The sequence below is a fragment of the Ignavibacteriota bacterium genome, assembly GCA_016708125.1.
Classification (GTDB): domain Bacteria; phylum Bacteroidota; class Ignavibacteria; order Ignavibacteriales; family Melioribacteraceae.
Genome location: JADJGF010000001.1, coordinates 1351400 through 1378048, shown reverse-complemented (window position 1 = coordinate 1378048; position 26649 = coordinate 1351400). Strand labels below are relative to the sequence as shown.

At 28.2% G+C, this 26649-nt stretch carries 19 protein-coding genes; 9 read left to right on the top strand and 10 right to left on the bottom strand.

Going from position 1 to position 26649, the window contains the following annotated elements; all coding sequences use genetic code 11:
* Window positions 1-40 precede the first annotated feature (40 nt).
* From IPH62_06225 to IPH62_06215, 3 genes are all read left to right on the top strand, one after another.
* The gene (locus IPH62_06225; GenBank protein MBK7104861.1) at window positions 41-3847 is read left to right on the top strand and encodes a PAS domain S-box protein; all 3807 of its coding nucleotides are present in this window, start codon (window positions 41-43) and stop codon (window positions 3845-3847) included.
* An 11-nt stretch (window positions 3848-3858) separates the two neighbouring features.
* Complete coding sequence (locus IPH62_06220; protein MBK7104860.1) at window positions 3859-4614, top strand: response regulator transcription factor; 756 nt, start codon at window positions 3859-3861, stop codon at window positions 4612-4614.
* 93 nt (window positions 4615-4707) lie between these two features.
* Window positions 4708-5595, top strand: coding sequence for a hypothetical protein (locus IPH62_06215; protein ID MBK7104859.1), 888 nt, complete (start codon window positions 4708-4710; stop codon window positions 5593-5595).
* On the opposite strand, the gene IPH62_06210 is transcribed toward IPH62_06215, so the two are convergent.
* Entirely contained in the window at window positions 5581-6648 is a 1068-nt protein-coding gene (locus IPH62_06210) for a MerR family transcriptional regulator (GenBank protein MBK7104858.1), read from the bottom strand. The two genes, IPH62_06215 and IPH62_06210, sit on opposite strands and share 15 nt — an antisense overlap.
* Window positions 6649-6835: 187 nt before the next feature.
* Between IPH62_06210 and IPH62_06205 the strand changes: the two genes are divergently transcribed.
* The 3 genes from IPH62_06205 (at window position 6836) to IPH62_06195 (ending at window position 10620) form a co-directional block, all read left to right on the top strand.
* Window positions 6836-7903 carry a response regulator gene (locus tag IPH62_06205; protein MBK7104857.1) on the top strand — a complete coding sequence of 356 codons (1068 nt, stop codon included), beginning with the start codon at window positions 6836-6838 and terminating at the stop codon, window positions 7901-7903.
* A gap of 155 nt (window positions 7904-8058) precedes the next feature.
* Entirely contained in the window at window positions 8059-10137 is a 2079-nt protein-coding gene (locus tag IPH62_06200) for a methyl-accepting chemotaxis protein (GenBank protein ID MBK7104856.1), read from the top strand.
* A gap of 18 nt (window positions 10138-10155) precedes the next feature.
* Window positions 10156-10620 carry a purine-binding chemotaxis protein CheW gene (locus IPH62_06195; protein ID MBK7104855.1) on the top strand — a complete coding sequence of 155 codons (465 nt, stop codon included), beginning with the start codon at window positions 10156-10158 and terminating at the stop codon, window positions 10618-10620.
* Between the two features lie 240 nt (window positions 10621-10860).
* Here IPH62_06195 and IPH62_06190 read toward each other — a convergent pair whose 3' ends face one another.
* From IPH62_06190 to IPH62_06160, 7 genes are all read right to left on the bottom strand, one after another.
* Complete coding sequence (locus IPH62_06190) at window positions 10861-11790, bottom strand: hypothetical protein (protein ID MBK7104854.1); 930 nt, start codon at window positions 11788-11790, stop codon at window positions 10861-10863.
* Between the two features lie 95 nt (window positions 11791-11885).
* Window positions 11886-12824 (bottom strand): hypothetical protein, encoded by a 939-nt coding sequence (locus IPH62_06185; GenBank protein MBK7104853.1) that lies wholly within the window; start codon window positions 12822-12824, stop codon window positions 11886-11888.
* Window positions 12825-14189 (bottom strand): sigma-54-dependent Fis family transcriptional regulator, encoded by a 1365-nt coding sequence (locus tag IPH62_06180; GenBank protein MBK7104852.1) that lies wholly within the window; start codon window positions 14187-14189, stop codon window positions 12825-12827. It lies immediately after the preceding gene.
* Window position 14190: 1 nt separating this feature from the next.
* A complete protein-coding gene (locus IPH62_06175) occupies window positions 14191-15594 on the bottom strand; it encodes a HAMP domain-containing histidine kinase (protein MBK7104851.1) in 1404 nt (467 codons plus the stop codon).
* A gap of 73 nt (window positions 15595-15667) precedes the next feature.
* Window positions 15668-16105, bottom strand: a complete 438-nt coding sequence (locus IPH62_06170; GenBank protein MBK7104850.1) for a hypothetical protein — start codon at window positions 16103-16105, stop codon at window positions 15668-15670.
* Between the two features lie 22 nt (window positions 16106-16127).
* Window positions 16128-16484, bottom strand: coding sequence for a hypothetical protein (locus IPH62_06165; GenBank protein MBK7104849.1), 357 nt, complete (start codon window positions 16482-16484; stop codon window positions 16128-16130).
* A gap of 39 nt (window positions 16485-16523) precedes the next feature.
* On the bottom strand, window positions 16524-18341 hold the full coding sequence (locus tag IPH62_06160; GenBank protein ID MBK7104848.1) for a hypothetical protein: 1818 nt from the start codon (window positions 18339-18341) through the stop codon (window positions 16524-16526).
* Between the two features lie 263 nt (window positions 18342-18604).
* On the opposite strand from IPH62_06160, the gene IPH62_06155 reads away from it, so the two are divergent.
* From IPH62_06155 to IPH62_06145, 3 genes are all read left to right on the top strand, one after another.
* Window positions 18605-19012: a hemerythrin family protein gene (locus tag IPH62_06155; GenBank protein ID MBK7104847.1), complete on the top strand. Its 408-nt coding sequence runs from the start codon at window positions 18605-18607 to the stop codon at window positions 19010-19012.
* Window positions 19013-19026: 14 nt separating this feature from the next.
* Window positions 19027-20469, top strand: a complete 1443-nt coding sequence (locus tag IPH62_06150; GenBank protein ID MBK7104846.1) for a hypothetical protein — start codon at window positions 19027-19029, stop codon at window positions 20467-20469.
* Between the two features lie 182 nt (window positions 20470-20651).
* Complete coding sequence (locus IPH62_06145) at window positions 20652-21317, top strand: NAD-dependent epimerase/dehydratase family protein (GenBank protein ID MBK7104845.1); 666 nt, start codon at window positions 20652-20654, stop codon at window positions 21315-21317.
* Between the two features lie 51 nt (window positions 21318-21368).
* Here IPH62_06145 and IPH62_06140 read toward each other — a convergent pair whose 3' ends face one another.
* Together IPH62_06140 and IPH62_06135 are read right to left on the bottom strand one after the other, a co-directional pair.
* Window positions 21369-24170, bottom strand: coding sequence for a T9SS type A sorting domain-containing protein (locus tag IPH62_06140; GenBank protein MBK7104844.1), 2802 nt, complete (start codon window positions 24168-24170; stop codon window positions 21369-21371).
* A gap of 173 nt (window positions 24171-24343) precedes the next feature.
* Window positions 24344-26500, bottom strand: coding sequence for a hypothetical protein (locus tag IPH62_06135; GenBank protein ID MBK7104843.1), 2157 nt, complete (start codon window positions 26498-26500; stop codon window positions 24344-24346).
* Window positions 26501-26649 lie beyond the last annotated feature (149 nt).

Sequence of the window (26649 nt, the reverse complement as noted above, 5' to 3'; positions counted from 1 at the left end):
TAACAATTTTGTCTTAAGTTACCAAAAAAGTTAATATAAAATGAAAACCTCAAACACTTCAGCAGATGAATTAGAGTTAGACAGCACACTAAGCAATTTACAAACAAGCGAAGCAAAATTAAAAAGTATCTTTTCCGCAGCACCAATTGGAATTGGAATGGTTATTAACAGAGTTTTTGAAGAAGTTAATGATTTTTTCTGCAATATGATTGGATACGAAAGAAGTGAATTGCTCGGAAAAAACGCTAGAATTATTTATCCATCTGATGAAGAATACAATTTTGTTGGAAAGGAAAAATATGAACAAATTAATGGAAAAGGCATCGGTGCAGTAAATACAAAATTTAAAAGAAAAGACGGTAAAATTATAAATGTTGTTTTAAGCTCTATGCCTATTGACCGAGATGACTATTCAAAAGGAATGATTTTTACTGCTGAAGACATTACGGATAAAATTAGATTTGAAAATGAATTAAAACTAAGCGAAGAAAAATTTAGAAAAGCGTTTATTACAAGTCCGGATGCAGTAAATATCAATAGATTAAAAGACGGAATGTATTTATCTATAAATGATAATTTTATGAAAATGACCGGATATAAAGAAGAAGAAGTAATCGGCAAAACTTCATTAGAGCTTAACATTTGGAACAATCCGGAAGACCGCGAAAAATTAGTAAATGAATTAAGAACAAAAGGATTTGCAGAAAGTCTTGAAGCCAGCTTTAAAATGAAGAACGGAAATATAAGGTTTGGACTAATGTCTGCTTCAATAATACAGCTTGATGATGTTGATTGTATTCTTTCAATTACAAGAGATATTACCGATAGAAAAATAATTGAACAAAATCTTAAAGAAAGCGAAGAAAATTACCAGCAGATTATTCACGGAATGCGTGATATGGTTTTTGTAATCGATATGAATGGTAAAATTATAGATTCAAATAAATCAGCTTTTGAAACTTTGGGTTATTCCGAAAAAGAAATGCTCGATTTACACGTAACAGATTTTGATAATTCATTAAGCAGCGAAGAAATAAAAGGACTGATTGAAAGAATCCCTTTTGAAAAATCACAATTTTTTCAAACTAACCACTTATCAAAAGACAAGCAGATAATTCCGGTTGAAATTCAATCTACAATGATTACGTATCATGGAGAAAAAGCAATTTTAAGTATCGCAAGAGATTTAACTCATCGTAAAAAAATAGAAGAAAAATTAAAAATCAGCGAGGAAAATTTTAAAACATTTTTCCACAATATAGATTTGTTGGTTTTTGTTTTAAATGAATTCGGAAACATAATAGAAATTAATGAAACCGTTGAAAAAAGGTTAGGTTTTACAAAAGAAGAATTATTAAATAAATCGGTTTTAGAAGTACATCCCCCGGAACGAAAAGAAGAAGTTTTACAAATTGTTTCTGATATGTTAGAAGGTAAGCGGGAAACTTGTCCAATTCCTCTTTTAACAAAAGACAAAAAATTAATTCCCGTTGAAACACATGTTAAAAAAGGAATGTGGAACGGTAAACCGGCAATATTTGGAATCACAAAAGATATTTCTGCTTTAAAATTATCGGAAGATAAATTTGCAAAAGCATTTCATAATAATCCAGCAATTAGCGGCTTTAGTGATCTTGATACGGGAAAATATATTGAAGTAAATAAAACTTTTTATGATAAACTTGGCTTTTCTCCCGAAGAAGTAATTGGGAAACGGGCTTCAGAAGTTGTGAATTTAGATTTTGACTTTAGAGAAAAAACTTTATCAGAACTTGCCCAAAATAAATTTGTTGAAAACGTTGAATCAATAATTCATAAAAAAGACGGAACACCGCTGAATGTTTTATTAAATGCAGAAATTATTGAGATTGAAAATAAAAAATATAATTATACCACAGCCGTTGATATTACGGAACTTAGAAAATTCGAAAATAATTTAATTACAAGTGAAGAAAATCTTAAAACATTTTTCAATAATGTTGAATCATTTATTTTCATTTTGGATGAAGACGGACATATTATAGAAATAAATGAAACTGTCAAAAACAGATTAGGATATTCAAAAAATGAGTTAATTAATAAACATGTAACTTTTGTTCACCCGCAAAATAGAGCAAAAGAAGTGACTGTAAAAATTACAGAAATGATTGAAGGAATAAGAAAAGAATGTTTGGTTCCATTTTTAACAAAAGATAAAAAAATAATTCAGGTAGAAACGCATGTAAAAAGGGGAAGTTGGAACGGCAAACCCGCATTATTTGGAATTAGCAAAGATATTTCTGATTTAATTGTTTCTGAACAAAAATTTGCAAGAGCGTTTCATAATAATCCGGCTATGTCCGGACTTAGAGAATTTGAAAGCGATAAATTTGTAGAAGTAAATAAAACATTTTATGAAAAACTTGGCTTTCTTCCGGAAGAGGTTTTGGGCAAAACAACAAAAGAAATAAATGTATTAGAATCCGAATTTAGAGAAAAGTATCATGAAATTTTAATTGAAAATAAAAGTTTTGCAGATGTTGAAACAATTATGTTTACCAAAAACAGAAGAAAACTTAATGTTTTACTCTCTGCGGAAATAATTGAAATTGAAGAAAAAAAATATATATACTCAACATCTGTTGATATCACCGATAGAAAACATTATGAAAAAGATTTAAAATTAAGCCAAGAACGTTATCGTAAATTTTTTGAAGATGATTTAACGGCAGATTTTCTCCTTACCCCAACGGGAGAAATTTTGGATTGTAATCCCGCATTTATAGAAATATTTGGATTTAAAACAATAACAGATTCCCTATCAACAAAATTTGAAAATTCATTTTTCACAAAGAAAAATTATAACGAATTTATTTCAACAATTGAAAAAATGAAAAAGCTTTACAATTACGAGTTGAAATTAAAACGAAAAGACGGGAAAAATATTTATGTAGTAGGAAATATTATAAGCGAGTTTGATGAAGAAGGAAAACTTTTTCAATACAGAGGATATTTAAGAGATGTTACAAACTCAAAGTTGATTGAACAGCAGTTAGAAAAATATCGTATTCATCTTGAAGATTTAGTAAAAAAGAGAACTGAGTTATTAGAAAAAGAAATTACGAGAAGAATAAAAGCAGAAACAAAAGTTAAATCTGCGCTGGAAAAAGAGAGAGAATTAAATCAGCTCAAATCAACTTTTATGTCAACGGTTTCGCACGAATTTAGAACACCGCTTACTTCAATTTATTCTTCAGTTGAACTTATTGAGCGATATTCCGATAAATGGGAAAAAAGAAAAACCTCCGAACATTACACAAGAATTAAAAATTCAATTGAGCATTTAACCGAAATGCTTGAAGAAGTTCTTAAACTAAACAGAAGCGAACAAAGTAAAATTGTGTTCAATCCGGAAGACACAAATCTTGAAACATTTTGTAAAAACATTGCAAAGGATTTTGATCCGATTTTATCGAGTTCTCAAAAACTTAATTTCAAATATTCACTTAAACAGAAAAATTATTTTGTTGATAGAAATTTGCTTAAAATAATTCTGAGCAATTTAGTTTCAAACGCAGTTAAATTTTCACCGCAAAACGGAGAAATAGATTTTGAAGTTTCACATCAAAAAAGTAAAATTAAATTTTTGATTAAAGACAGAGGAATTGGAATTTCCGAAGTTGATATAGAAAAAATATTTAATCCGTTTTACAGATCAAACAATGTTTCAACAATTGCCGGAAGCGGTTTGGGGCTTTCAATTGCAAAAAGTTATGTAGAAATTCACAAAGGTACAATAGAAGTTGAAAGCAAATTAAACAAAGGAACAACATTTATTCTTTTAATTCCAATAAAAAATGTTAAATAAAATCGGTTATTATGAAATCAAAAATATTAATTATTGAAGACGACATAATTTTATCAAACAATTTATTTACACTTTTAACCGAAGAAGGTTTTGAAGTTTCACTTGCCGAAAATGGTGAAAATGGAATTCTAAAAGCAATAAAAGAACTTCCCGATTTAATTATTTGCGATATTATGATGACCGGAATTAATGGATTTGAAGTAAAAAAAGTTTTAAACGAAAACGATATTACTTTTGACATTCCCTTAATTTTTCTTACCGCAAAAGCAGAAATTACCGAATTAAGAAAAGGAATGGATTTAGGAGCCGAAGATTATTTATTTAAGCCTTACAAAGCCGATGAATTATTGGAAATTATTAATTTACGAATCGAAAAGAAAAAAAGAATTATTGCAAAAGTTATTGAGAAGAATACCTCGGAATTTAATATTACACAAAATAAAGATTCAATATTTGTTAATGTTGGAAATGAGTATAAAATAATAAAATACTCAACAATAAAAGCAATTCTTGCAAGCAATCAATACAGTAATATTTTACTCGATAACAACAAATCAATTCTTATAAGAAAGTCACTCGGCGAATGGGGAAAAATATTACCCGCACAAAAATTTCTTCGTATTCACAGATCAACAATAATTAATAATGAGTTTATTGCAAAAATTGAAAAATTTAAAACCAATATGCTGAAAGTTTTTCTAAAAAATGATGAAGAGCCTTATATTATAAGCCGCAGAAATGCCTCAAATTTAAAAGCGAGATTTTAATTAAATACAAATCACAACAAATTACATAATTTTTAGATTCAAAATATTTAAGTATATTTATACAACTCACTATCTAATAATACGAGAGCAAACATGTCTTTAGCTGAAAACTTACAGAACTCAAAAAATAGTTTAGAAGAATTCAAGGAAATTACAATTAAAGTTCTTGAATATTTACCGCACGTCATAAACGAAGAGAGAACACATCAAAATTATAAGGTTTGTTCTTCAAATATTGCGGGAACTAGAAAACAATTAAGACCATTTAATCAGCAATTATTTATTCGTGAATTAAGTGCATTCGTTGAGAATTTTAATTTAATGCAAACTATTTTGGAAAAGTTAAGAAAAGGACAAAGAGAATTTACAGAAAACGATTATTTAATTACAGATAAGACTATTTATACAATACAGCAAGCAATTGGTCTTGGTTTAGATTTACTTTGTGAAAGTAATAGCGCAAGAAAACATGTTGGGAATAGATTTGAAGAATTGATAAAAGTACTACTCTCAGAAATAAATATTTCACTAAAAAAAATAGTAATAAATATTCCTTATGAAACTGATGAAGGAATAAAATATTACAAGTGCGAAACAGACGTTGTTGTTTCTCCATTTAAAGAAGTAAAATCAAACTCTCATAATATTGATCAAGACGAGTTAATTATTTCTTTAAAAACTACGACAAAAGATAGAATGTCAAAAATATTTATAGATAAAATTTTACTGGAAAGTTTTCTGAAACATCCGGTACGAGTAATTGGAATTTCTCAAAATGATATTCAAAGAAAAGGCAGTGGAAAAATAAGTTATACTTTTGTTTCAAACTTATTTATGGTTTATACAAAATTTTTAATTCAACTTGAGGGATATTACTATTTAGATAGACCAGCAAAAGCTTTTGAAAAACCTTTTAATCAATACATTTTTCCATTTTCCCACTTTTTGTTAAATGATATTTGGAAATTACTTAGAACGTAATTTCTTACGACGTTTTATAGCATCTTCTTCGTCTTTATTTGAAGCAATTCTTTTTATTATTGATTTACTGCCAACGCGCTCTTTTATAACACTGCAAAAATCTACATCTAACTCTGTTCCTGACCATCTTCTATTAAAAGCTTCGGCTACGGCATAGGTTGTTCCAGAACCACCAAAAGGATCAATAACAAATTCACTTTCTTTTGAAGATGATAAAATGATTTTTTTGACTAATTCTATTGGTTTTTGGGTGCTATGAATTGTTTTTTCCCAAGAACCATTTGAAAGTGTTGGAATTTCTAAAACATCTTTAGGTTTTGCTCCTTTTGGATGAGGTTCCCAAATATATTCCTTACCATTTCCATTATTATATTGTGAGGTTTCGGCTTGTGGATGAACGGGATATTTTAATGTGTGTTCATTATAAGGGATTCTAATTTCATCAATATTAAAAGTATAATTTTTGCTTTTTCTAAAATGTAAAATACTTTCATGAGACCTTCCCCAGTCATTTCCTAAATTTGCTTTATTTCGATAAAACCAGACAAGCCACTTACAGCCTTGGAACAAATGACTTGCAGCCCACTTAATATCAGCAAGGATTTCGGAAAATCCACAGACAAATAAAGTTCCAGAAGGTTTTAACACTCTATGTGCTTCATTAATCCAATCCATACTCCAATCAACATATTGTTTTTGAGATTGAAAAGTATCCCATTCAGCTTTTTTAATATTATAAGGTGGGTCAGCAAATATTAAGTCAACAGAATTATCATCAATTGATTTGAAGAAATCCAAAACATCTAAATTGTACAACTTTCCTAAACTTGTTTCAAAAAAAGGTTTAGACAATGGTTCAATTATTCTATTAACTTTAAAATCAATTTGCAGGTCCTTTACTAAAGTATTTATTTTTTCAATAGAATAAACCCGATAATTATTTATTGGATGACGAGACGATTTGAATTTTCCCGTTTTGTCCCATCTCCTTAAAGTTTCCTTATTTACGCCAATTAAATCAGCAGCTTCAGTTATAGAATATAATTTTTCCATGTTTATCCAAGTTTATACAACATTATACAACTATGTACAAAAATAATTTTTGTTAATGATTTTGTCAAGAGTCTAAATTAATATTATTTGAATCTTATCCAATCAAAACAATTTTTAACCATTTACAACAAATTCAATAGAATGTCCCTTTTTATTCTCGATATTAGCTAATAAAATTTAATTTTCTATGGATACTATTTTAGTCGTTGAAGACGAAACCAATGTTAGAACAAACATTATAGAACTTCTTACATGCGAAGGTTATAAATGTTTGGAAGCACAAGACGGAATGAGCGCAATTTCCATTTTAAAAAATGAATTGCCGGATTTGATATTAACTGATTTAATTATGCCCAAAATAAATGGGTTTGAATTCTTTAAAATGTTAAAAACGATGGGATTAGAAAAAAACATTCCATTTATATTTTTAACCGCAAGAACGGATAATGAATCAATGCATTATGCAATGCAGCTTGGTGCAGATGATTATATCGTAAAACCATATAAAGCCGATGAGCTAATTCAAAGAATAAAAACAAGACTATGGAAGCAGAAATTAATTGAACAAAATTTTGATAAACTTAAAACAAGTATTTCTTTGTATGTTCCGCATGAATTAAGAACTCCGCTAATTGCAATTTTAGGTTATACACAATTATTGCTGGATGATTTTAACAATATTTCCGATGATGAAAAAAAGGAAATGATTAAATCTGTATATAGTTCCGGATTAAGAATTCACAATAGGATTGAAAAATTTGTTAATTACACGGAATACAAACTTGGTACAAAAAACATCAGCAAAAATCTTGAGTTGGAATTTGTAAATCCCGCAAAGCAAAATTGTTTAGAAAAAATAGAAAAATGTTTTGAATGCAAAGACAGATTGAAAGATATTCAAATAAAATTTTTACCGGCGCAGCTAAATATTGAACAAAGAGATTTTGAAATTATGATGCAGGAATTGGTAGAAAACGCATGCAGATATTCACCATCTGGAACTCCAATTGAAATTAAAGGTTCGCCTCAAAATAAATTTTATATAATCAGCATCAAGAATTTAGGCGAAGGATTATCAATTCAAAATGTTCATGAATTTTCAGTTTCAAATACAAACTACAATAGAAAAGAAAATGGATTAGGTTTATCAATTGTTGATATGATAACAAAATTATACAACATTCAATTAGAAATAAATTCTAAAAACAATGAAGTTTGTATAAACCTAAAATTTCCCCAAATCGGAATAAATTAGTATTTAAAAATTTATTCATCTCACATCAAAATAAAACCAATCACAACAAAGTTCCTTAAGATTTCAGCCAAACTGCCGAAGATTTATCATAGAAAAAAAAAGTTATGATTAAAATTTTCACTCAAAATTAGTATTTAAATGTTAAGGGTATTCAAATGTTAAATAATTTAAAAATTGGTATGAGACTTGGGGTGGGTTTTGGGGCAACCCTTTTTCTTATGGGAGTTGTAGTATCTTCCGGTTTAAACAGTTTATCAACAGTTAATGAAGATTTAACTCTAATTGTTGAAGATCGTTTTCCTAAAACTGTTCAAGCAAATGAAATTATTGATGCTGTAAACGACAATGACCGGACAATTAGAAATTTATTTTTAAGAAAAGATGAAGCAATGAAAGAGGAATCATACAAAAGATTCCAGCATGCAAAAGAAGTAGTTGATAAAAATTTAGCAATTCTTGAGAATACTGTAACAACAGAAAAAGGAAAGGAAATATTAGCTAAAATAAACGATGTAAGAAATAATGAATATTATCCTATTAGAAAAAAATTACTTAGCGAACTAGAAGCCGGCAATATTGAAGCTGCTACATCAATGCTTTTTGGTGAATTTAGATCTGCTCAAAGCGGATATTTTAATGCTATTATTGGATTAATTGCATACCAAAATGAATTGGTTGAAATTGCAGCAGAGGATGCACACAATTCTTATAACTCAGCAACACTTTTAGTATCCATTATTGGAGCAATTGCACTTTTGTTTGTAGTTTTAGTTGCCTGGTATCTGACAAAAGGTATTGTTAAGCCTGTAGCCATTGTAAAAGGGGGAATAGCATCCTTAGAATCAGCATGTATTGCAAATTTAGGGCATGGGTTAATTAATATGTCAAAAGGTGGTTTAGATAGTAAAGTTATTAAATCAACCCAACCCATTGTGATTAACTCAAAAGATGAATTGGGTGAAATGGCAAAAGTATTTAATTCAATGTTAAGTAAAGCACATGCTGGGATTGACGCTTATGAAATAGTAAGAGGAAAAATAAATGAGTTATCTCAAGAAGCTACAAAATTAATTGTTGATGCGAAAGAAGGTAAATTAGATAATAGAGGAGATGCAGATAAATTCCAAGGTTCGTATAAAGAAATAATCGGTGGTTTTAATGAGGTGTTAGATGCGGTCATTTTACCCGTAAAAGATGGGACAGAAGTACTTGAAAAAATGGCTGGGGGAGATCTAACATCTCGGGTCCTAAAAGATTATAAGGGTGATCATCAAAAAATAAAAGACAGCATAAACTTACTTGGTGATTCGTTAGAAAATGTACTTACAGAAATCAGTGATGCAGTTGCAGCAACAGCAAGCGCAGCAAATCAAATTTCATCAAGTGCGGAAGAACTTGCAGCGGGTTCACAGGAACAAAGTTCTCAAACTTCCGAAGTAGCAACAGCGGTTGAGCAAATGGTTGCAACAATAACCCAAACATCTCAGCATGTAGTTGGCACAAACGATGCGGCAAAAACAGCAGGTACTTTAGCCAATTCAGGTAAGGTAGTTATAGAAGATACAATTAATGTGATGAAAAGAATTGAAGAAGTTGTAAGCGATTCTTCTAAAATAATTTTAGAACTTGGTGAAAGCAGCGGACAAATTGGAGAAATTGTACAAGTAATTAATGATATTGCAGATCAAACTAACCTGCTTGCACTTAATGCCGCAATTGAAGCCGCAAGAGCCGGTGAACAAGGCAGAGGCTTTGCAGTAGTTGCAGATGAAGTAAGAAAACTTGCAGAAAGAACAACATCTGCAACAAATGAAATTGAGGAAATGGTTAGTAAAATTCAGAAGAATAGTGAAAACGCCGTTGAAGCAATAGGCAAGGGAAATGAAGAAGTAAGCAAAGGAATGGTTGAAGCTATAAAAGCCGGAGATTCAATGGGACAAATAGTTAAATCTTCAAATGAAGTTTTGGATATTTCCAGTCAAGTTGCAACAGCAAGCGAAGAACAATCTGCAACGGCAGAACAAATCAGCAAAAGTATAAACGGAATAAATACCGTAGCTCAAGAATCAGCAATTGGAATTCAGCAAGTTGCCGGAGCCGCAAATGATTTAAGTCAGCTTGCAGAAAAACTTCAAGATTTGGTTTCTCAATTTAAATTAGATGACCGTAGAAGCAGAGATGTTGTGCAAGTTAAAAAACATACTTTTAAGAAAAAACTATCACTTGTTAAATAGAAAAAAGAGAGAATAAAAATGAATGAAGAAACATTAATAAGTGAAGATACCGACTTACTGCAATTAGTAGGTTTTAAATTGGGTGATGAAGAATTTTGCATTGATATTATTAACGTTAATGAAATTATCAAAATGCAAAAAGTAACATCTATTCCTAATGCTCCGTCAAGTGTTCTTGGTATTGTGAATATAAGGGGAAAAATTATTGCCGTAGTTGATACCAGATTAAAACTCAATTTACAGAGCCAAGAATACAACAACGATACAAGAATTATAATTGTTGAATTTGAAAATAAATCAATCGGGTTTATTGTTGATGAAGTTACGGAAGTTTTAAGAATACCAAAAAATATTCTTAAAGATGTGCCGGATATAGTATCCACGGAAGTAAATACAGATTATATAAGATCAATTGCAAGTATTGAAGATAAAATAGTAATTCTTCTTGATCTTAAAAAGCTTTTATACGGAATGGATTTATAAAATTATTTAAAAAGTTTAGAATGGTTGGAAAAAAGCTAAATGATGTAATTAGTTTGAGGACTCATGATTAATATTTTGAAATCATTAAAAAGATTTCATTCATGATTAGTTTATTAAATATGATTTACGATTTCCAATTGTTTCTGAAAACACAAGTCATTTTCTGTAAAAATTAAATTTTCTGGTTAATATTGTGGCAAATAATTTTTGAGGAATTGACATTATAAAGGGAGCCAGAAGTTAATGGTTAATTCTGGCTTCCATTCCAATCAATAAATTAAGACCCCGAAACTTATAATCCTTTACAAACAAATCATCGTTAAAATAACCGAATTTAAAATAAGGTTTAAAATTTGTGTTCATTGAGTACATAAATCGCAACGCAATTTGATTTTCACTTTTTGATGGAACGAAAAAAACAGAACTTTCTTTGTTGAATGAATTAGTAAATTTTAAGTTTCTAAGTATATAATCAACAAAAAGAAAAAGTGATAAATTTTCACTTATATAAGTTCCACCAATAAATTCTAATTGATGTTCAAAAGAAGGACACAGAGTGCTATTTGAAGAATAAAGTAAAAATTTATAATTCAAATTAAAAAGAACATTTTTGTAGTTAGTAATTTTTATTTGCGGACCAAAATTCCAACCATTTATTGAAATATTATTATTTGAACTTAATTCATCATTAACAGAGAAATTTTGGACTAAAAATCCATATTCTATTGAAAAAAAATTACTAATTGATTTTGACGAAAGACAATCAAGGAAAATTAAATCGTAATAAATATTATTCCGAAGCTGGAGATTTTGATTTGAATAGCCCAAAAATAAACTTATTGGAAAAATATTAAGTTGAAAATCAGCACCGCCAATCAGTGTAAAAATATTGAATGACGAAAAAACCGAATTATAATTATAAGAATTGTAATTATAATTCAGCAAACCTTTCCAAGTTACATTTTTTGTTTGATAAAGATAATTTCCATTTGTGTTTAACTTAAAAGTGTAAACACTGCTTTTGTAAAAATCAGTTCCGGCTCGAATTAAAATAGATGATTCAGAAGAATCGTGCAAATAAGAATATTTTAAAAATCCAGCCGCATGATTCATAAAACTTACATTATTCTCAAAATTTCTCACACTATCAGAGTAAATTCCGGACTCCAAATTTAATTTTAAATCAAATTGAGAAAAAGTTTGAGAGGAAGAAAAAAATAAAAAAAATATAATAAGACTTGTGGTTCCACTAAGAAATTTCATAATTACAGATTTTTGATCTTATTAGAAATTACATTTTTATATTCTTTTAACTCCTTTTCGGCTTTTGAAATGAGTTTTAATAAATCATTAAAATTTGTGGTTTTAAAAAATTTTTCGTTGGTGTTTTTTGAAGAAAGAATATTATCATCAGAAATTTTACCAAATTCAAGTTGTGTTATAATTCCATTCATCGAAATTGTATAATTCTTTATTACTTCGCGAGAAGGCGAATTTTCAACGTCATAACTTGCGCTTTCTGTATTTTGTAAATTTTTTGTAGAAGATTTCATCATTCTGCTGTTAAATGCAATTTCATCTAAAAATTCATCTTTCTCTTTTTTGAGTTTAACTATATTTTCTATTTCAGATTTTAAAATTGCAATTTTTGCTATTTTATTATCAACTTCATTTTTGGCAGAATTGAGAAATTCATTATAAATTTTACGTTTTTTTTTATTTTTCTCTGATTTAATTTTATCGATTTTTTCCGGATTTACAGAAAGTAAATCAATTTCTTCAGCAACCAGCAATTTTCTTTCTGAAAGTTCAATTATTTTAAGAAAATTTTTCTCTCCGTTTTCATTTTTTAAGGAGTCAATTTGAATTTCATAATAAGTCCCAAGGTCATTTTTTAATTTGTTTTGATATTGCAGAATTTTATTTTTTTCAGTTTCATATTTTTCAATTTTGTTTGTAATTGTAGATGTTGAGGAAAGCAGATTTTCGATAACTGAATTATTCTGAGAATTTTTAGATTTCTCGCCATTTATTGTAATTATTTTTTGAGAAAGTAATTTATTGAGCGAATCCAATTTACTATTTATTAACTCAACATTATTAACAGATTTATAATAATCCTTTTCCAATTTTGATTGAGAATAAATTGTATTTACACCAAGCAAACAAAAGGTAATAAATAATATTTTATATATTATATTCATTTATAACAAACCAAACTTTTCTAATTTATAATACAATGTACTTGTATTTATTTTCAAAATTTTTGCTGTATGATGCTTTACATTTTTTGCTTCTTTTAATGCTTGAATTATCATATTTTTCTCAAAATTAAAAAGAGAGTCGTCTAAAGATAAATGTGAAAAGTTATAGACCGTTTGAATTTTAGGATTAAGATGATACGAAATTAGTTTATCATCAATTGTTTCCCCATCGGAAACAACGGAAAGACGTTCTATCAAATTTTCCAATTCCCTAATATTTCCCGGAAATGAATAATTTTTAAGAATATCGTATCCGTTTTCAGAAATTGTTTTAATTTCTTGATGATTTTTTACAGCTGATTTTTTAAGAAAATATTCAGTTAAGATTTTTATATCATCTTTTCTTTCTTGTAAAGATGGCAAATGAATTGGAATTACGTTTAAACGGTAGAACAAATCCTCGCGAAAGCGGTTTTCAGACATTTCTAAATGCAAATTTTTGTTAGTTGCGCTGATAATTCTAACATTTGTTTTCAATGTAATTTCGCCGCCAACTTTTTCAAACTCACCTTCTTGAATTACACGAAGTAATTTTACTTGCATTGCTGGTGAAATTTCACCAATTTCATCTAAAAATAAGGTTCCGTTATTTGCTAATTCAAATCTACCTTTTTTGGATTTTACAGCTCCGGTAAATGCACCTTTTTCGTGTCCAAACAATTCACTTTCTAACAAATTTTCATTTAAGGCTGCGCAATTAACTTTTATAAAGGATTTATCGGCGCGTAAACTTTTGTTATGTATTAATTTTGCAATCAATTCCTTACCAGTTCCACTTTCTCCGCTTAATAAAATTGGACTTTCCTTTGCTGCAACTTGATCTACCAATTTTAAAATATTTGTGAAAGATTCCGAGTTACCGATCAATTCATTTTGAAGATTCGATATCTCATTTTGTAAATATTCGTTTTCTGCAATTAGATTACGAATTTTCTCCTCTTTTAATTTTTCATTAGAGATTTTTTTAACTCGGATTCTTAATTCATCCGGCGAAAACGGCTTTGTTAAAAAATCAGCGGCACCATTTTTTATTGCATCAACTGCAGTTTGAACATTTCCATAAGCAGAAATAATTAAAACGTCAATTTTGTTATAATCCTTTTTAATTATTGCTAACAGTTCCATGCCCGAAATTGGTTCCATTTTCAAATCAAGAATAGCTAAATCAACATAATTTGATTTTAGAAAATCTAATGCATCGGATCCATTAGAAAACGAAAAAACTTTATAATTCTCACGTTTTAAACTTTCAATAATACCCAAACGCATTGTGTCATTATCTTCAACGACTAATATTTTTAACATTTTATAATTTTTTGCTAATTGTAAAAATTGTTTTATTTTTAACACTTTCTGCAGAAATTAATGCATTATTTTCATCACAATATTTCTTGCAAGTTGCTAATCCCAAACCGGTTCCGTTAATTTTTGTCGTGAAAAATGGTTCAAAAATACGTGAAAAATTTTCTTTGGAAATACCAGAGCCGGTATCTTTTATTTCAATTACAATATTTCTTTCTTTTAATTTTGATGAAATTTCAATTTCACCATTTTGATTAATCGAATCAATGCTATTTTTTAGTAAATTTATTAAAATACTTCGAAATTGACTTTTATCGAAAAATATATTTTTTTGAGCAAAATCTGTAATTACTTCAATATTTCTAGAAATTAATTCGTTTTTAAAAATTTCAATAATATCTTTTACCATTTCTTCAATTATTAGTTTTTCCGAAACTGCTGGATACGGTTTACTAAAATTAAGATACGAGGTTATTAATTCTTTTAAATTACTTATTTCATCTAAAATCTTATTTGTATATTCAGCATTTTTAATTTCATCTTTTGGCGATTCCTTAATTAAATTTATTAGTAATTCTATTCCGCCAAGAGGATTTCTAATTTCATGTGCTATTTGCGCAAGAATTTTTTCCTTTTCATTATTGCTGTTTTTAATATTATTCCGCATTAAAATTAACGCATTTGAAAGAATTTCAATTTCACCTTTGGTTTTTTCCGGAACTTCCGAATTATAATTTCCTTCTCCAATTTCATCACTGAATTCAACTAATTTGTAAATTGGATTTGTAATTGATTTTGAGACCCAAAATCCCAATAAAATTGAAAATATAATTCCAAAAATTCCGAAGTAAATTAAAAAGTTGGAAAGCTCTTCCAAACTTGAAAAATTTTTAACATTATCTTTTACAACGAGAACATAATTTTCAGATAATTTATAAAATCCCCACAAATACCAATTTTCATCATTTCCTTTGAATGGCAAAGATGTGAAAATTTGATTTTGCCGAAGTGAATGAATTTCAATTTCGTTTAATAATAATCGCGGTTCAACTTTTCCAATTAATTCACGTTTGTTGGAGTGTGAAATAACTTTAAAATCTTTATCAAAAATAAAAATTTCGGAAAAAATATTTTGCAAATCTGGTTTATTAAAAAATTCGAAAAAATAATTTAAAGTTGATTTCGTTATAATTTCTGACTGCAAAATTTCAAGTTGAACTTTGTCTATTTGTCCGAATGTTAACACCAAATTTTTGCTAAGATTTTCAGAAATTTGTGTAAGATATAAGTTTTTTATAAATCTGTAACTAAATTGAGAAAGAACAAAAACCAGAAAAATTGTAACAATTGAAAAGGTTAAAATAATTTTGTATTTGTAATATGATTTATTGAATTTTTGAAATATCATTTCAAGCAAATTTTTGTAAGAACAGATTTAAAATAGTTTCTTTTTATGTATAAATTAAAAAAATGTTTAAGTATTATTTCCCCAATTTAGAAATGTTTTCCGTATAAACAAGAATACTATCAAAATTACAATAAAAAATGTATTGATCTTTTTGCAAACCGGTTAGTTCCAAATGAATTTTATAATTGCATAAACAATTGCACAAATTAGCAGCCGTATCAGAAACCGTGACATAAATTGTATCTGATTTTATATTTTGCTCAATGATAAATCTGTTTGAATTCGGACAGCAATTTCCGTAAACACAAAAATCAATTTTTAGAGTTTCATCAAAAGTGTAATTGAAACATGAATTGTAGAAATTAATTTTCTCTAACGAATTAGAATTATTACAACCAGCAATTTGATGAGCATTAAAATTAATTTCTTCATTGTTATCTGATAAAGAATTTTCTGAACAAGAAATAGATAGAATTGTTAAAGCGATTGTGGAAAAAAAAACATTTTTCATTTTTATTCTTTGATTTAAGTTGTTACAATTCAATTACTTTACTTGAAACCTTTGGATTTTCTTTATTTGAATCATCCCAATAATAAATAATTATTGTATCACCTTTTTGAAGCATTTTGTCACCAGAATAGATTTCAGAATATTTTATATTTATTGATTTATATTTCTCCACTTTTGGACTATTAAATGATGGAGCCCAATTAATTAAGGTAGCAATTTCTTGTTCAACTAAAAAAAGATAAATTGTTTGATTGTTATGGTTAGTTATTTTTAATTTGTCGTATAATTTTTCAACGGAAATTAGCTTGTCGGTATATTCTGTTGGTGAAGAACAATAAGCAAATAAAATAATAACAAACACAAATAAAAATTTTTTCATTTTTGCCTTTCTGACATTTTAAGATAATTATTAATAATTCTATAATTCTCCATTAAAATTTAGCCACCATTGAGCAATTCTAAATGTGTGATCAAATTCCGGATCAATTAATAATCCCACTTTTAATTGTTTAGAAATTGCAACATTAAATTTAGTGAAGAAATTTGTAGAGTCTTCCGTGTATGTATCTTTTGGCGAAGTATAACGTTCAATAAAATTTTGAGCATTTTTAATTGTACCGTTATCATTAACTTCCCGCGATCTAAAATAAACATCTGTTACGCTTGTAATTTCCCAATCCTTGAAAACTCTTGCCAATCCTAACATTAAACCAAAGTTTTCACCAAACTTAAAATCAAAAATAATTGGAATTTGAAAAGTAAAATATTTGTTTTCGTAATTCCAAGTTAATTGCTTATCGGCATTTTCTTCATAATTATTTTGATAATTATTATTTGGACTTTGGTTACTATAAAAACTTGCTCTATCAGAAATTGCATTTTCTGTTGTTGTAATTAGAGATTTAGAATCACTAAAATAAATTCCGCTTAGAAAAGTAATATTTTCCGTAAGCGACCAATCAACATTTGCCATAAATTCATGAATAAAATTCTCTCTAATCGCGATACCGGTTCTATCATCTCTTGTGTATGAATTTGAATTATACAAATAAATTTCTTGCACCGAATTGTAAGTATTTACCCAGCGGCTTGAATAATTTGAAGTATCAAAAATTACGGAAGTTGTATTTGAGTTTACGTTACTTTGCGAATATTTATAATATCCCTTTACTTTATATTTTTCATAATTTTTAGAAAAATTTAAACTAAAATATTTTGTGTTTCCTTCTTGATTCCAATTTTGTGACGATGAATAAATTGAGTAATTGTGACTCCAATTTTCTGTAACATTTGGAGTTTGGTATTGATAAATATATTTGCTTTCGTCTTTGTGAATTTGATCAACATCGCCATCCAAATATCCGCCTTTAATTCCAACGGAAAAATCACTTAAATTATATTGCAAACCAAAAGCCAAATCTAAGTGAGAATAATTTTGTTCACGCGATTTTAAATCTTTACTTTCACTAATATTATTATCCAAATTTCCATAATCATCTTTGTAATCATATAAATACGAGCCGTTTCTATCGTAACTAATTGTATTAAAGAAAAGTCCGGCGTTTAAATTTTCTATCAAATTTACACCGGTGAATAAAGTTAAAAGTTTTCCGGTAAAAATCATTTCATCATTTCCGGAATATCTATCAATAACCGGAACGGCAGTTTCTTGAGAGCCTCTAACCGCGGAACCAAAAGAATCATAATAATAATTACTGTTATAAATGCTGAATTGAGTTGAATAAAAATCATCTTTGCTTTTAATATATTGAAAAGTTCCGCCGACGTAAAATTTATTTTTTAAAGATTCAATTGGATATGTAATAATTCCCAGAGAAACAATTGGTTCCGGTTCCGATCTTGTTGTGGAAATATATCTATAATCGGGATAAGGCATTCTTATGTAAGAAGCGGATTCATAATACATTGGAACAACATAATTGCTTACAATTGCTTCTTCGGTTCTATCACCTCTAAAATCCAAATAAATTTTTGTCGAGCCATTTTCAATATTTGGTAAAATTGCCGGATTTAAATATGCATTTAGAAATGGATCGTCAATCAATCCTACCGAAAGCTGTTTAATATCTTTCATTCCGTATGGATTTAGAAAGTGACTTGAAAAAAATAATGATGAACTTTCAAAATTGTGTTCTGTGGTTCGCTCTTGCCAATATTGTGCAAAAGTTAAGTTTGTGATTAAAATAAATAAAACCGCTAAATTTTTTTTAAACATTTTCACCTCAAAATTTTATAACAGACTCAAAAACAATTATTATACCATCAAAAAAAAGGGTTTATTCATTTATTTTTCAAATATAATTTGCAATCCATTTCAGATTTTTGAAAAATTTTCAAGTTTTTGAAAATATTATCTAAATGAATTTTATAAACCAACAGCTTTTCTTAATTCAAGTATTTTAAAAATTAGTTTTAAAACTTTAAAAAAATACACTAATGTCGATTATTAATTATTCTTTAAATAAAATTGAGGATAATATGGCAATAATGCAATGGAACAAAACATTTGAAACCAACATTAAAAAGATCGATGAACAACATCAAGGTTTGGTAAACATTCTAAATTCTTTACATGATTCAATGCTAAAAGGTGATTCAAATTCAGAAATGGGAAAACTTCTTGAAAAATTGGTTAATTATACCGTAATTCATTTTAAAACCGAAGAAGAATTATTTGATAAACATGGTTTTCCCGAAACCACCAAGCATAAAGCAGAGCACAATGATTTAACTGGCAAAGCTTCAAAACTTTTAAAAGATCATAAAGCCGGTGCAACAGTTGTTTCTGCCGATCTTATGTATTTTCTAAAAGACTGGTTAAAAAATCATATTCTCGGTTCGGATAAAAAATACGGACCATTTTTAAATGCAAAGGGTGTTTATTAAACAAGGATAATAATTTGAAAAAGTACGGATATATACTATCCGCTGCTTTTCTAGGATTATTGTCTTTTCTTTTTATTTATAATAATTCCTGGTTAGCATTATTATGTGGATTTGTACTATTTGCAATTAGCGTGGTATTGCTCGTTGATCTTGCAAAAGCGAATTCTTTGCTAAAATTTAATAACGAAATTTACAAAAAATATTCTCCTCCAAATTTTACTGATTATTCAAATATAAATTCTATCTTTGAACATTGGTCGATTGAAAATAAAAATCTGAAAGAAATTTTATTTTCCTTAATCGGCAAAAATATTTCAAAAAATGACTTTTCGGAAATTAATACAAATGAGATAGAATTAAGATGCAAACAACTAACTTCCATCATTAACCGAATTGATGAATTTGGAATTAAACAGCCGAATGAATCCGTAAAGTATGAAGCTAACCTGGAATCGCTTATTCAGTTTGCAAAATCAAACTATTCCTTCTTTGAAGAATTAAATGATTCGATAACAAACATATATAATCATTTTTCATTAAAATCAGAGTTACAAAAAAACAATTCGTTATTGACAAACGTAAAAAATTTACTTCCGCATTTTGAAAACAAAAATAGGTACTTTGAATTAAAAGTTAGTAATTCTGTAAAACATGAACTTCTAGTGAACTTGAGAAATGAAGTAGAATTGAAAATAAGTGATTTGATGGAATCTATTTCAAATCAAAAATCGGAAAACAATCAAATAATGGATCAATTGGGAAGTTTAACAACCGTACTTTATGATACTACAAAATATGCACAAACGGCAAATGGAATTTCGAAAAAAATATTGAATAATGTTGAAAACAATAAAAATGTAACAAACAAAATAATTGAAAGTTTTAATCAAATAACTTCGTTTATGGAAATCATATTTACATCAATTGATTTTTTAAATAAAGATTTTGGGAAAATGACAAACATTATTTCCGTTATTAAAGATATTACAGATCAAACAAATCTTTTAGCATTAAACGCATCTATAGAAGCAGCAAGAGCTGGTTCAGAAGGAAGAGGTTTTGCAGTTGTTGCCGAAGAAGTGAGAAAGTTAGCCGATAAAACTTATAAAGCCACTACCGATATTGAACAAATGATAAAATTGATTAATAGTAAAACAAACGAAGTAGTTAAAAATATAGATAATGAAAAATCAAATTTTACAAATCGAAAAACTTTTATTACTAACGAAATAAATCATTTTAATGAATTGACCGAATCATCAGAAGAAATGGCTGAAATAATAAGTAAATATTCATCCTCATCAGAAAAGCCAATTGCAATTTCCGAAGGAATAAAATTTACAATGGAAATGAAAGAATTTACGCACGATGAGATTATTCAAAAATTAGAAAATATTGCTAATATTAATATTTTAGATAAAATCGAAAATTCAATTGAAGCTGAAAAACAACTTTAACAATGTTAAACAAATCCATTTCCGCATAAACATTATATTCTCTTAAACTCTCTAATTTTTCAAACCCAATTTCCAATACTATGCTAATAAGCAGAAAATTAATAAAAATTTTTCTAAAAATAATGCATACATTTACTAATATATTATTGAGTAAAAATATCTATAGTTTTAATTTGGAAAAAATGAAAAATAAAATTAAAGCAATAATTACGGGTTCAACCGGAATGGTTGGCGAAGGTGTTTTACACATCTGCTTAAATAATGAAAATGTTGAAAATGTTTTGGTGATAAATAGAAAGCATTGTGGAGTTAGTCATCCGAAATTAACAGAAATAATTCACAAAGATTTTATGGATTTAAATGAAATTGAAAATCAATTAGTCGGATATAATGCTTGCTATTTTTGTGCTGGAGTTTCATCAATTGGAAAAAGTGAAGAAGAATATAAAAAAGTAACATATGATTTGACTTTAAATTTTGCTAAAACATTAGCAAAGTTAAATCCGCAAATGGTATTTACATATGTTTCCGGAACCGGAACAGACAGCTCTGAAAAAGGAAAATTAATGTGGGCAAGAATAAAAGGAAAAACCGAAAATGATTTATTGAAATTAGGATTTAAAGATGCTTATATGTACAGACCGGGTTATATTCAACCTATAAAAGGTTTAAAGAACGCATATAAAATTTACAAAATAACTTCTCCATTTTATCCAATTTTAGAAAAACTGTTTTCTAAACATGTTATAACTTTAGATGAACTTGGCAACTCAATGATAAATGTCACTCTAAATGATTATGAGAAGAAAATTTTAGAGAATGTTGATATTAGGAAAACTGCTAATTAAAAATCTATAAAATAAAAGGTCTAATTAGCAGTTGTAATTTTATATTGCTAGTTATTCTTTTCGAAATTCAATCTGCAGTCTGCTTGTTTCTGTACAATCGTGTTCGGTTGACCACCTGACTGAACTACGAGACGGGGTAGCGCTTGTGCTTGTTAAGTAAAAATAATTTATCAAACCACAGACACCAATCCCATCCTTTTGAAAATAAGCGAACTGATCAGCAAGAATGCCCCAAAGTTCAATATTATTTGCAATAAAGTCAAAATGTTCATTTGAGTACACACCGTTAATTTCATCTGTATAATAGTATCCTTTTTGCCAGCTTAAGTAAACAATGGTATCGTGAGTTTCATTTAAAACAATTTCAAGAGTATCCTTATATGTTTGATTACCAACAGTCTCCTCAAATATTCCTTTGAAACTACTTCCAATAAAATTACTTGGAACAGAACCAGAGACATAATCAAATTCCCTTGATCCATCCACCGGATCGGAATTTGAATATTCTGAATGTTCATGAATAACTAAATTCAGTAATGTTATTTTACATTTGTTATAGGGCAAGCCCAGTGGTTCTAATTTTGGAGTAACCTGTATTTCTAAGTTAATATCGGACTGCCCTAAATAATCATCTTGCATAATGTTGCTGTTTACCAGAACTGCTAAAAATTCGCCGGTTCCATTTTCAAAATAAGATTTCGGATCTGTTATTTCAAATTCAGCTAATTGGGTGGTTTCTATATACTCAAGTTTATTATTTATTACACTAAATAAAATAAGTGATAAATCTTTGTTATTTTCCGGACCAACCATTTTAAGTTTTAGATTCTGTGTACTATCAAGATCAGCATAATTTAGATTTATCTTGAAAATTTTAGCTGAAAGATCCTGGTAAGTTCCAACTTCATCAGAAGAAAATGTTTTGGTAACATCATCTGCAGAGTTTATTTCCCATTCAGCATGAGCATTTTTAGTAAAATAATCATCAGGTAATTCATATAATTCATTGTTAACAAGCTCTTTTAAATAACCAGGCCACCAATCATTTGCAGGTAAACCTATTGATTCTACAAAATCTTGGACCATTGTATAATAGGAATTAATATTTTTATAAAAATAGCCAACGAATCCAATTCCCAAAGAATTTTTGTTTGTTATGTACTTTACTAATGCCGACATTCCTCTACCATGAGGAATTGGATTTTCATCTTCATCCAAATCTTTATTAAAGCCATAAAAAGATTCCATTCTTTCCCATAAAAAATTTTTAGGATATTTGTAATTCGGATTGCCGTTAACTAAATCTTCTATCCAACAATAAATAGCAAACTCAATCCAGCTTTTACCTTCAAAGAGTTTTTTTTCATTAACATTATAAACAGTCTCCGGCATTCCAGTAAAACTAAATAGTTCTTGTGTGGTTTTTACTTGTATTATATAATAATCATCGGTGAACAGACTATTCTGGTTGATGTTAAAAATATTTATAAATTGCTCTTCACCATTTACAGTATTAGTAGTGGTATTTGTTGTCATTGGTTTTCCACTTGGTTTTATAACAACTAACCGATCTATGTCTTGACTAATCAAGATTTGTAAACCATCTTCAACAACAGAATATGCATCTTCAAACATTTCCTTTAAATTTGCAATTTGTTGAATAGCCGATATTGGAAATACAAACTTAAAATGATCTGAATTTGTTATGGCATATGCAGTACTAAAAACAGGTAAAAAGTCTAAATTAGTAACTTCATTTTTTTTAAGTAAAACAGTTGGAGAAATTAATGTCGGGATAGAACTAATTAAATATCCCAAAGAATCATATGCTTGATACATATTATAAACTATTGAGGTGCTTTCTTCTAAAATATCGAAGGCACTAGTTCCAATTCCAAGAAAACTTTCTCCAGATAATTCCCCAGAATACCTGGCAATAATTTTAATTGGTTTGGAATAATTATTTGGAATTCCGCTTAATTTAAAAGAAGGTGTAACGGTATTTTCACCAAAAGCACCGTCATCTTCAATTTTAATTAAAGAAACGTTGTAATTTCCATCAAATGCCCCAGCCGGAATTGAAATTTTAAAATCATCATTTCCAACAATTCCGCCCCCATTTCCAATTGTTTCTATTTTAATAATTTTTGAGACTATTAAATTAAGAGTTGTATCTTTTGTACAAACTAAATTTCTAAAAAAAGTTGCATCTAAAGAATCTCCGGAAATCTTGACAGTAAAATTAAATCTTGAATTAGTCTTAGTGGTTTTTGGAAAATTTTGTTTTGATAATTTATTATAACTAATATTACCCGAACTATTTGTCCCTCCATCTAGAAGAACCATTTTGTTTACTTTAAAATTATCTTTGGTTTTTAACCGACATAAATAAACTCCAGCCGAAACAGATTGATTATAATTATTTCTACCGTCCCAATTTAATTGATCAACTCCAGATTTGTGGAATCCACTAAAAAGTGAGCGAACTTCACGACCAAGAATATCAAAAATTTTTATTTCAATATTTTCTGAGCTTGGTAATTCAAAATAAATTATTGTTGATGGATTAAAAGGATTGGGATAGTTTCTAATAATCAAGTAATCATTAGGTATGTCACTTACAAAGTTTTCAATATCTGTAATGTTAGATATTAGAAAATTACCCGAAACGTCTGTTGTTGCAGAATATTTATTTAAAGTATCATTTTGATCAAAAACCTCCACCAACGCGTTACCAACCAGCATGTTATTTGGATCTGATATTGTTCCGTTTATTGTAATTTGTGCAAAAGTATTATTAAAAAATAGAGAAAATGATGCAATTGCAATCATAACAAATTTAAACTTGTTCATTCTAATTTCCTCTAATCAAATTTATTTAGTCTATTTTACTTTAGAAAAATTTTTTCTTAAATAGGTAATTAAACCCAAAAAACTCGGTAATGCAGTTATAAATGTTACACTTAACAATTATGAAAAAATTTTTAGAGTTTGCTGATGTAAGAAAAACAGGAAATAAAAAATTTCTATTCTTTTTTAAAACTAATATAAATATTACTATAATCATCACAAGAAGGATCAATCAACTCTTCCGTTATTGGCTTTCCGTTATAATTGTATTCATTTTTAAAGTATACTTTAGTTAAATGGCTGCAAATGTTATTATCCCAGTACATCCCACACCTAATTTCATTATCGTCTAATAAAGTTACAGGAATATCAGTTCCAGAAACTAAGTATATGCTTTTATTATCAGAGGATGGTGTATATTCAAATTTATAAGTAAAATTAGTAACCTGGGTTAAAGATTCATTTAATGTTGCTGTTATCGATCCAATAAACTCACCTGATCTTTCATTAAATGATCCAGTAAAAGTGTTTCCAGAAAAGCTTCCCTTTGCATTATAAATATACCAATTAAAACTAAGTGATTTTGTCGATTCTGAATTACCGTTTTCATCAGTTGTTTTAATTATGGCTTCAAGATCAAGCCCAAAACCACAAGTGTTGAAATCAGATAAATTATTATTTGGTTTGTTTTTTTCTATTTTTACATCTAAAGTTATTTCATGCTGTGCGGTATAAGGTTGTGAATATCGGTTATTGCTAACTAATGCAAGGAAATTCCAACCATTCTGTGTTAGAGTTTTAATATCATCCACTACAATTTTATCATAGTCAGTAGCTAAATACTCAAGAACTTTATCATTGTATTTGAATAGGGTGAGATACTTTTTGTTAGCACCTGAAACTTTAAAAATTATTTGTGCACTTGGATCTATTTCTGGATAATTTAAACTAACAGTAAAAAGTTTTCCTGAAAGATCTTGATATTTATTAGTAAAAGTTTTCAATGTATCTGTATTAGTTAAAATTTTGAAATTTCCAGTTTTAAATTTATCGGTCAATTCACTCAAACTAATATCGGAATAAACATTTCCTAGTATATATTCCTTTAAAAAATCTTCCCACCACTCAACAGGATATTCAAATTCTCCAATCCTATTTTCTTCTGTCCGACAAACCGCATCAACCGGATGTTTGCCGTTTTTTAAATCGCTGTAAATATCTATTAAAATACTTTCACCAAATTTTGAAACTAAGTATTTAATTAGAGCTGATAAACCATAACCATGAGAAATAATTTGATCATTGCTTGTATTCGGCAGAGTCTGTAAACCTTCTAAAGGAGATAATTTATTCTCTTTCCATACCTCTGGTATATAATTAATTTCGTCAGAAAATTTCTCTTCGAGCCATGCACTACAAGCTTCATTAACCCAGTGAAAATTTGATGGATATGCAGATTTTTTTATTCCATTTCTTTGATCATAAAGAAATTGAACCAGATGGAAAAATTCGTGTGCAGCAGTAACATGTGCATTTGACATTTGATTAAGCAGGTTACCACTAAAATTTATATATCCATAATTATTTCCAAACCAAGAATTGGATGTAAGACCATCTGCAACTTGTTTTAAAAAAGTTATTTCTACAGGCCAATTCGTTCTGGCATCATATCTAAATCCTAAATCATATATTTTTTGATATGCTTCTTCCAAATAATTGCCAAACTCAATAACTCTTGTTGTGTCCCAATTTGGAGGATAATAAATTTTAAAGTGATTTTCATTTGAATTCAGTGTGTGATAATCCTTCGCATGACGAACGTAAAACTCAACGTCAGTTTTTTCAGCAATTTTGGATATATACTTATTCCCAAATTCATTATCTAAAAGTGGTAATTTTGAATTGATATATCCATTTGAATCATAAGATTCAAAAAAAGAATATGTAACATTATCAGTATACCAATAATAATATCCAACTGCCAATAACTGTTCATCAGTTGAAGAATCATTTTTTTTAACAGATAATAATAATGGTTCGGAATAAGTTTGAGGAATGCCACTTATTTTATAAATTGGTGTTGAGCTATTTTCTCCAAAAGCACCGTCATCTTCAACTTCAGATACAGAAATATTGTAATCATTGTCAAATGCACCAGGGGGAATTGTGATTTTGAAATCCCCTTTTTCTACAGTTCCGCCATTAACCCCAACCGTAACCGCATCTTTTGGTTTTTCTTCTTTTGGTGATGAAGGATCTTCCGAACAACTTAAAAAAGTTAATAATAAAAGGATTGAAAAAAATAGAACGATTCTTGCAATTATTGATGTCATAATAACTCTTAAGTTGATTAAGAAATTTAATTATAGAATTATGACCGGATAGGAATTTATATATTTAGTAAAATATTATTTCTTGCAAGTGTGATTTTAAGATAATTAAAAATACTCAAAGTGCAAAATTGAAAATAATTTGAACAAAT

Coding starts and splice junctions, on each gene's coding strand:
- IPH62_06200 (MBK7104856.1), top strand. CDS start 8,059: ATGTTAAATAATTTAAAAATTGGTATGAGACTTGGGGTGGGTTTTGGG.
- IPH62_06155 (MBK7104847.1), top strand. CDS start 18,605: ATGGCAATAATGCAATGGAACAAAACATTTGAAACCAACATTAAAAAG.
- IPH62_06180 (MBK7104852.1), bottom strand. CDS start 14,189: ATGTTAAAAATATTAGTCGTTGAAGATAATGACACAATGCGTTTGGGT.
- IPH62_06165 (MBK7104849.1), bottom strand. CDS start 16,484: ATGAAAAAATTTTTATTTGTGTTTGTTATTATTTTATTTGCTTATTGT.
- IPH62_06220 (MBK7104860.1), top strand. CDS start 3,859: ATGAAATCAAAAATATTAATTATTGAAGACGACATAATTTTATCAAAC.
- IPH62_06195 (MBK7104855.1), top strand. CDS start 10,156: ATGAATGAAGAAACATTAATAAGTGAAGATACCGACTTACTGCAATTA.
- IPH62_06210 (MBK7104858.1), bottom strand. CDS start 6,648: ATGGAAAAATTATATTCTATAACTGAAGCTGCTGATTTAATTGGCGTA.
- IPH62_06185 (MBK7104853.1), bottom strand. CDS start 12,824: ATGAATATAATATATAAAATATTATTTATTACCTTTTGTTTGCTTGGT.
- IPH62_06135 (MBK7104843.1), bottom strand. CDS start 26,500: ATGACATCAATAATTGCAAGAATCGTTCTATTTTTTTCAATCCTTTTA.
- IPH62_06175 (MBK7104851.1), bottom strand. CDS start 15,594: ATGATATTTCAAAAATTCAATAAATCATATTACAAATACAAAATTATT.
- IPH62_06215 (MBK7104859.1), top strand. CDS start 4,708: ATGTCTTTAGCTGAAAACTTACAGAACTCAAAAAATAGTTTAGAAGAA.
- IPH62_06145 (MBK7104845.1), top strand. CDS start 20,652: ATGAAAAATAAAATTAAAGCAATAATTACGGGTTCAACCGGAATGGTT.
- IPH62_06205 (MBK7104857.1), top strand. CDS start 6,836: ATGGATACTATTTTAGTCGTTGAAGACGAAACCAATGTTAGAACAAAC.
- IPH62_06225 (MBK7104861.1), top strand. CDS start 41: ATGAAAACCTCAAACACTTCAGCAGATGAATTAGAGTTAGACAGCACA.
- IPH62_06170 (MBK7104850.1), bottom strand. CDS start 16,105: ATGAAAAATGTTTTTTTTTCCACAATCGCTTTAACAATTCTATCTATT.
- IPH62_06160 (MBK7104848.1), bottom strand. CDS start 18,341: ATGTTTAAAAAAAATTTAGCGGTTTTATTTATTTTAATCACAAACTTA.
- IPH62_06140 (MBK7104844.1), bottom strand. CDS start 24,170: ATGAACAAGTTTAAATTTGTTATGATTGCAATTGCATCATTTTCTCTA.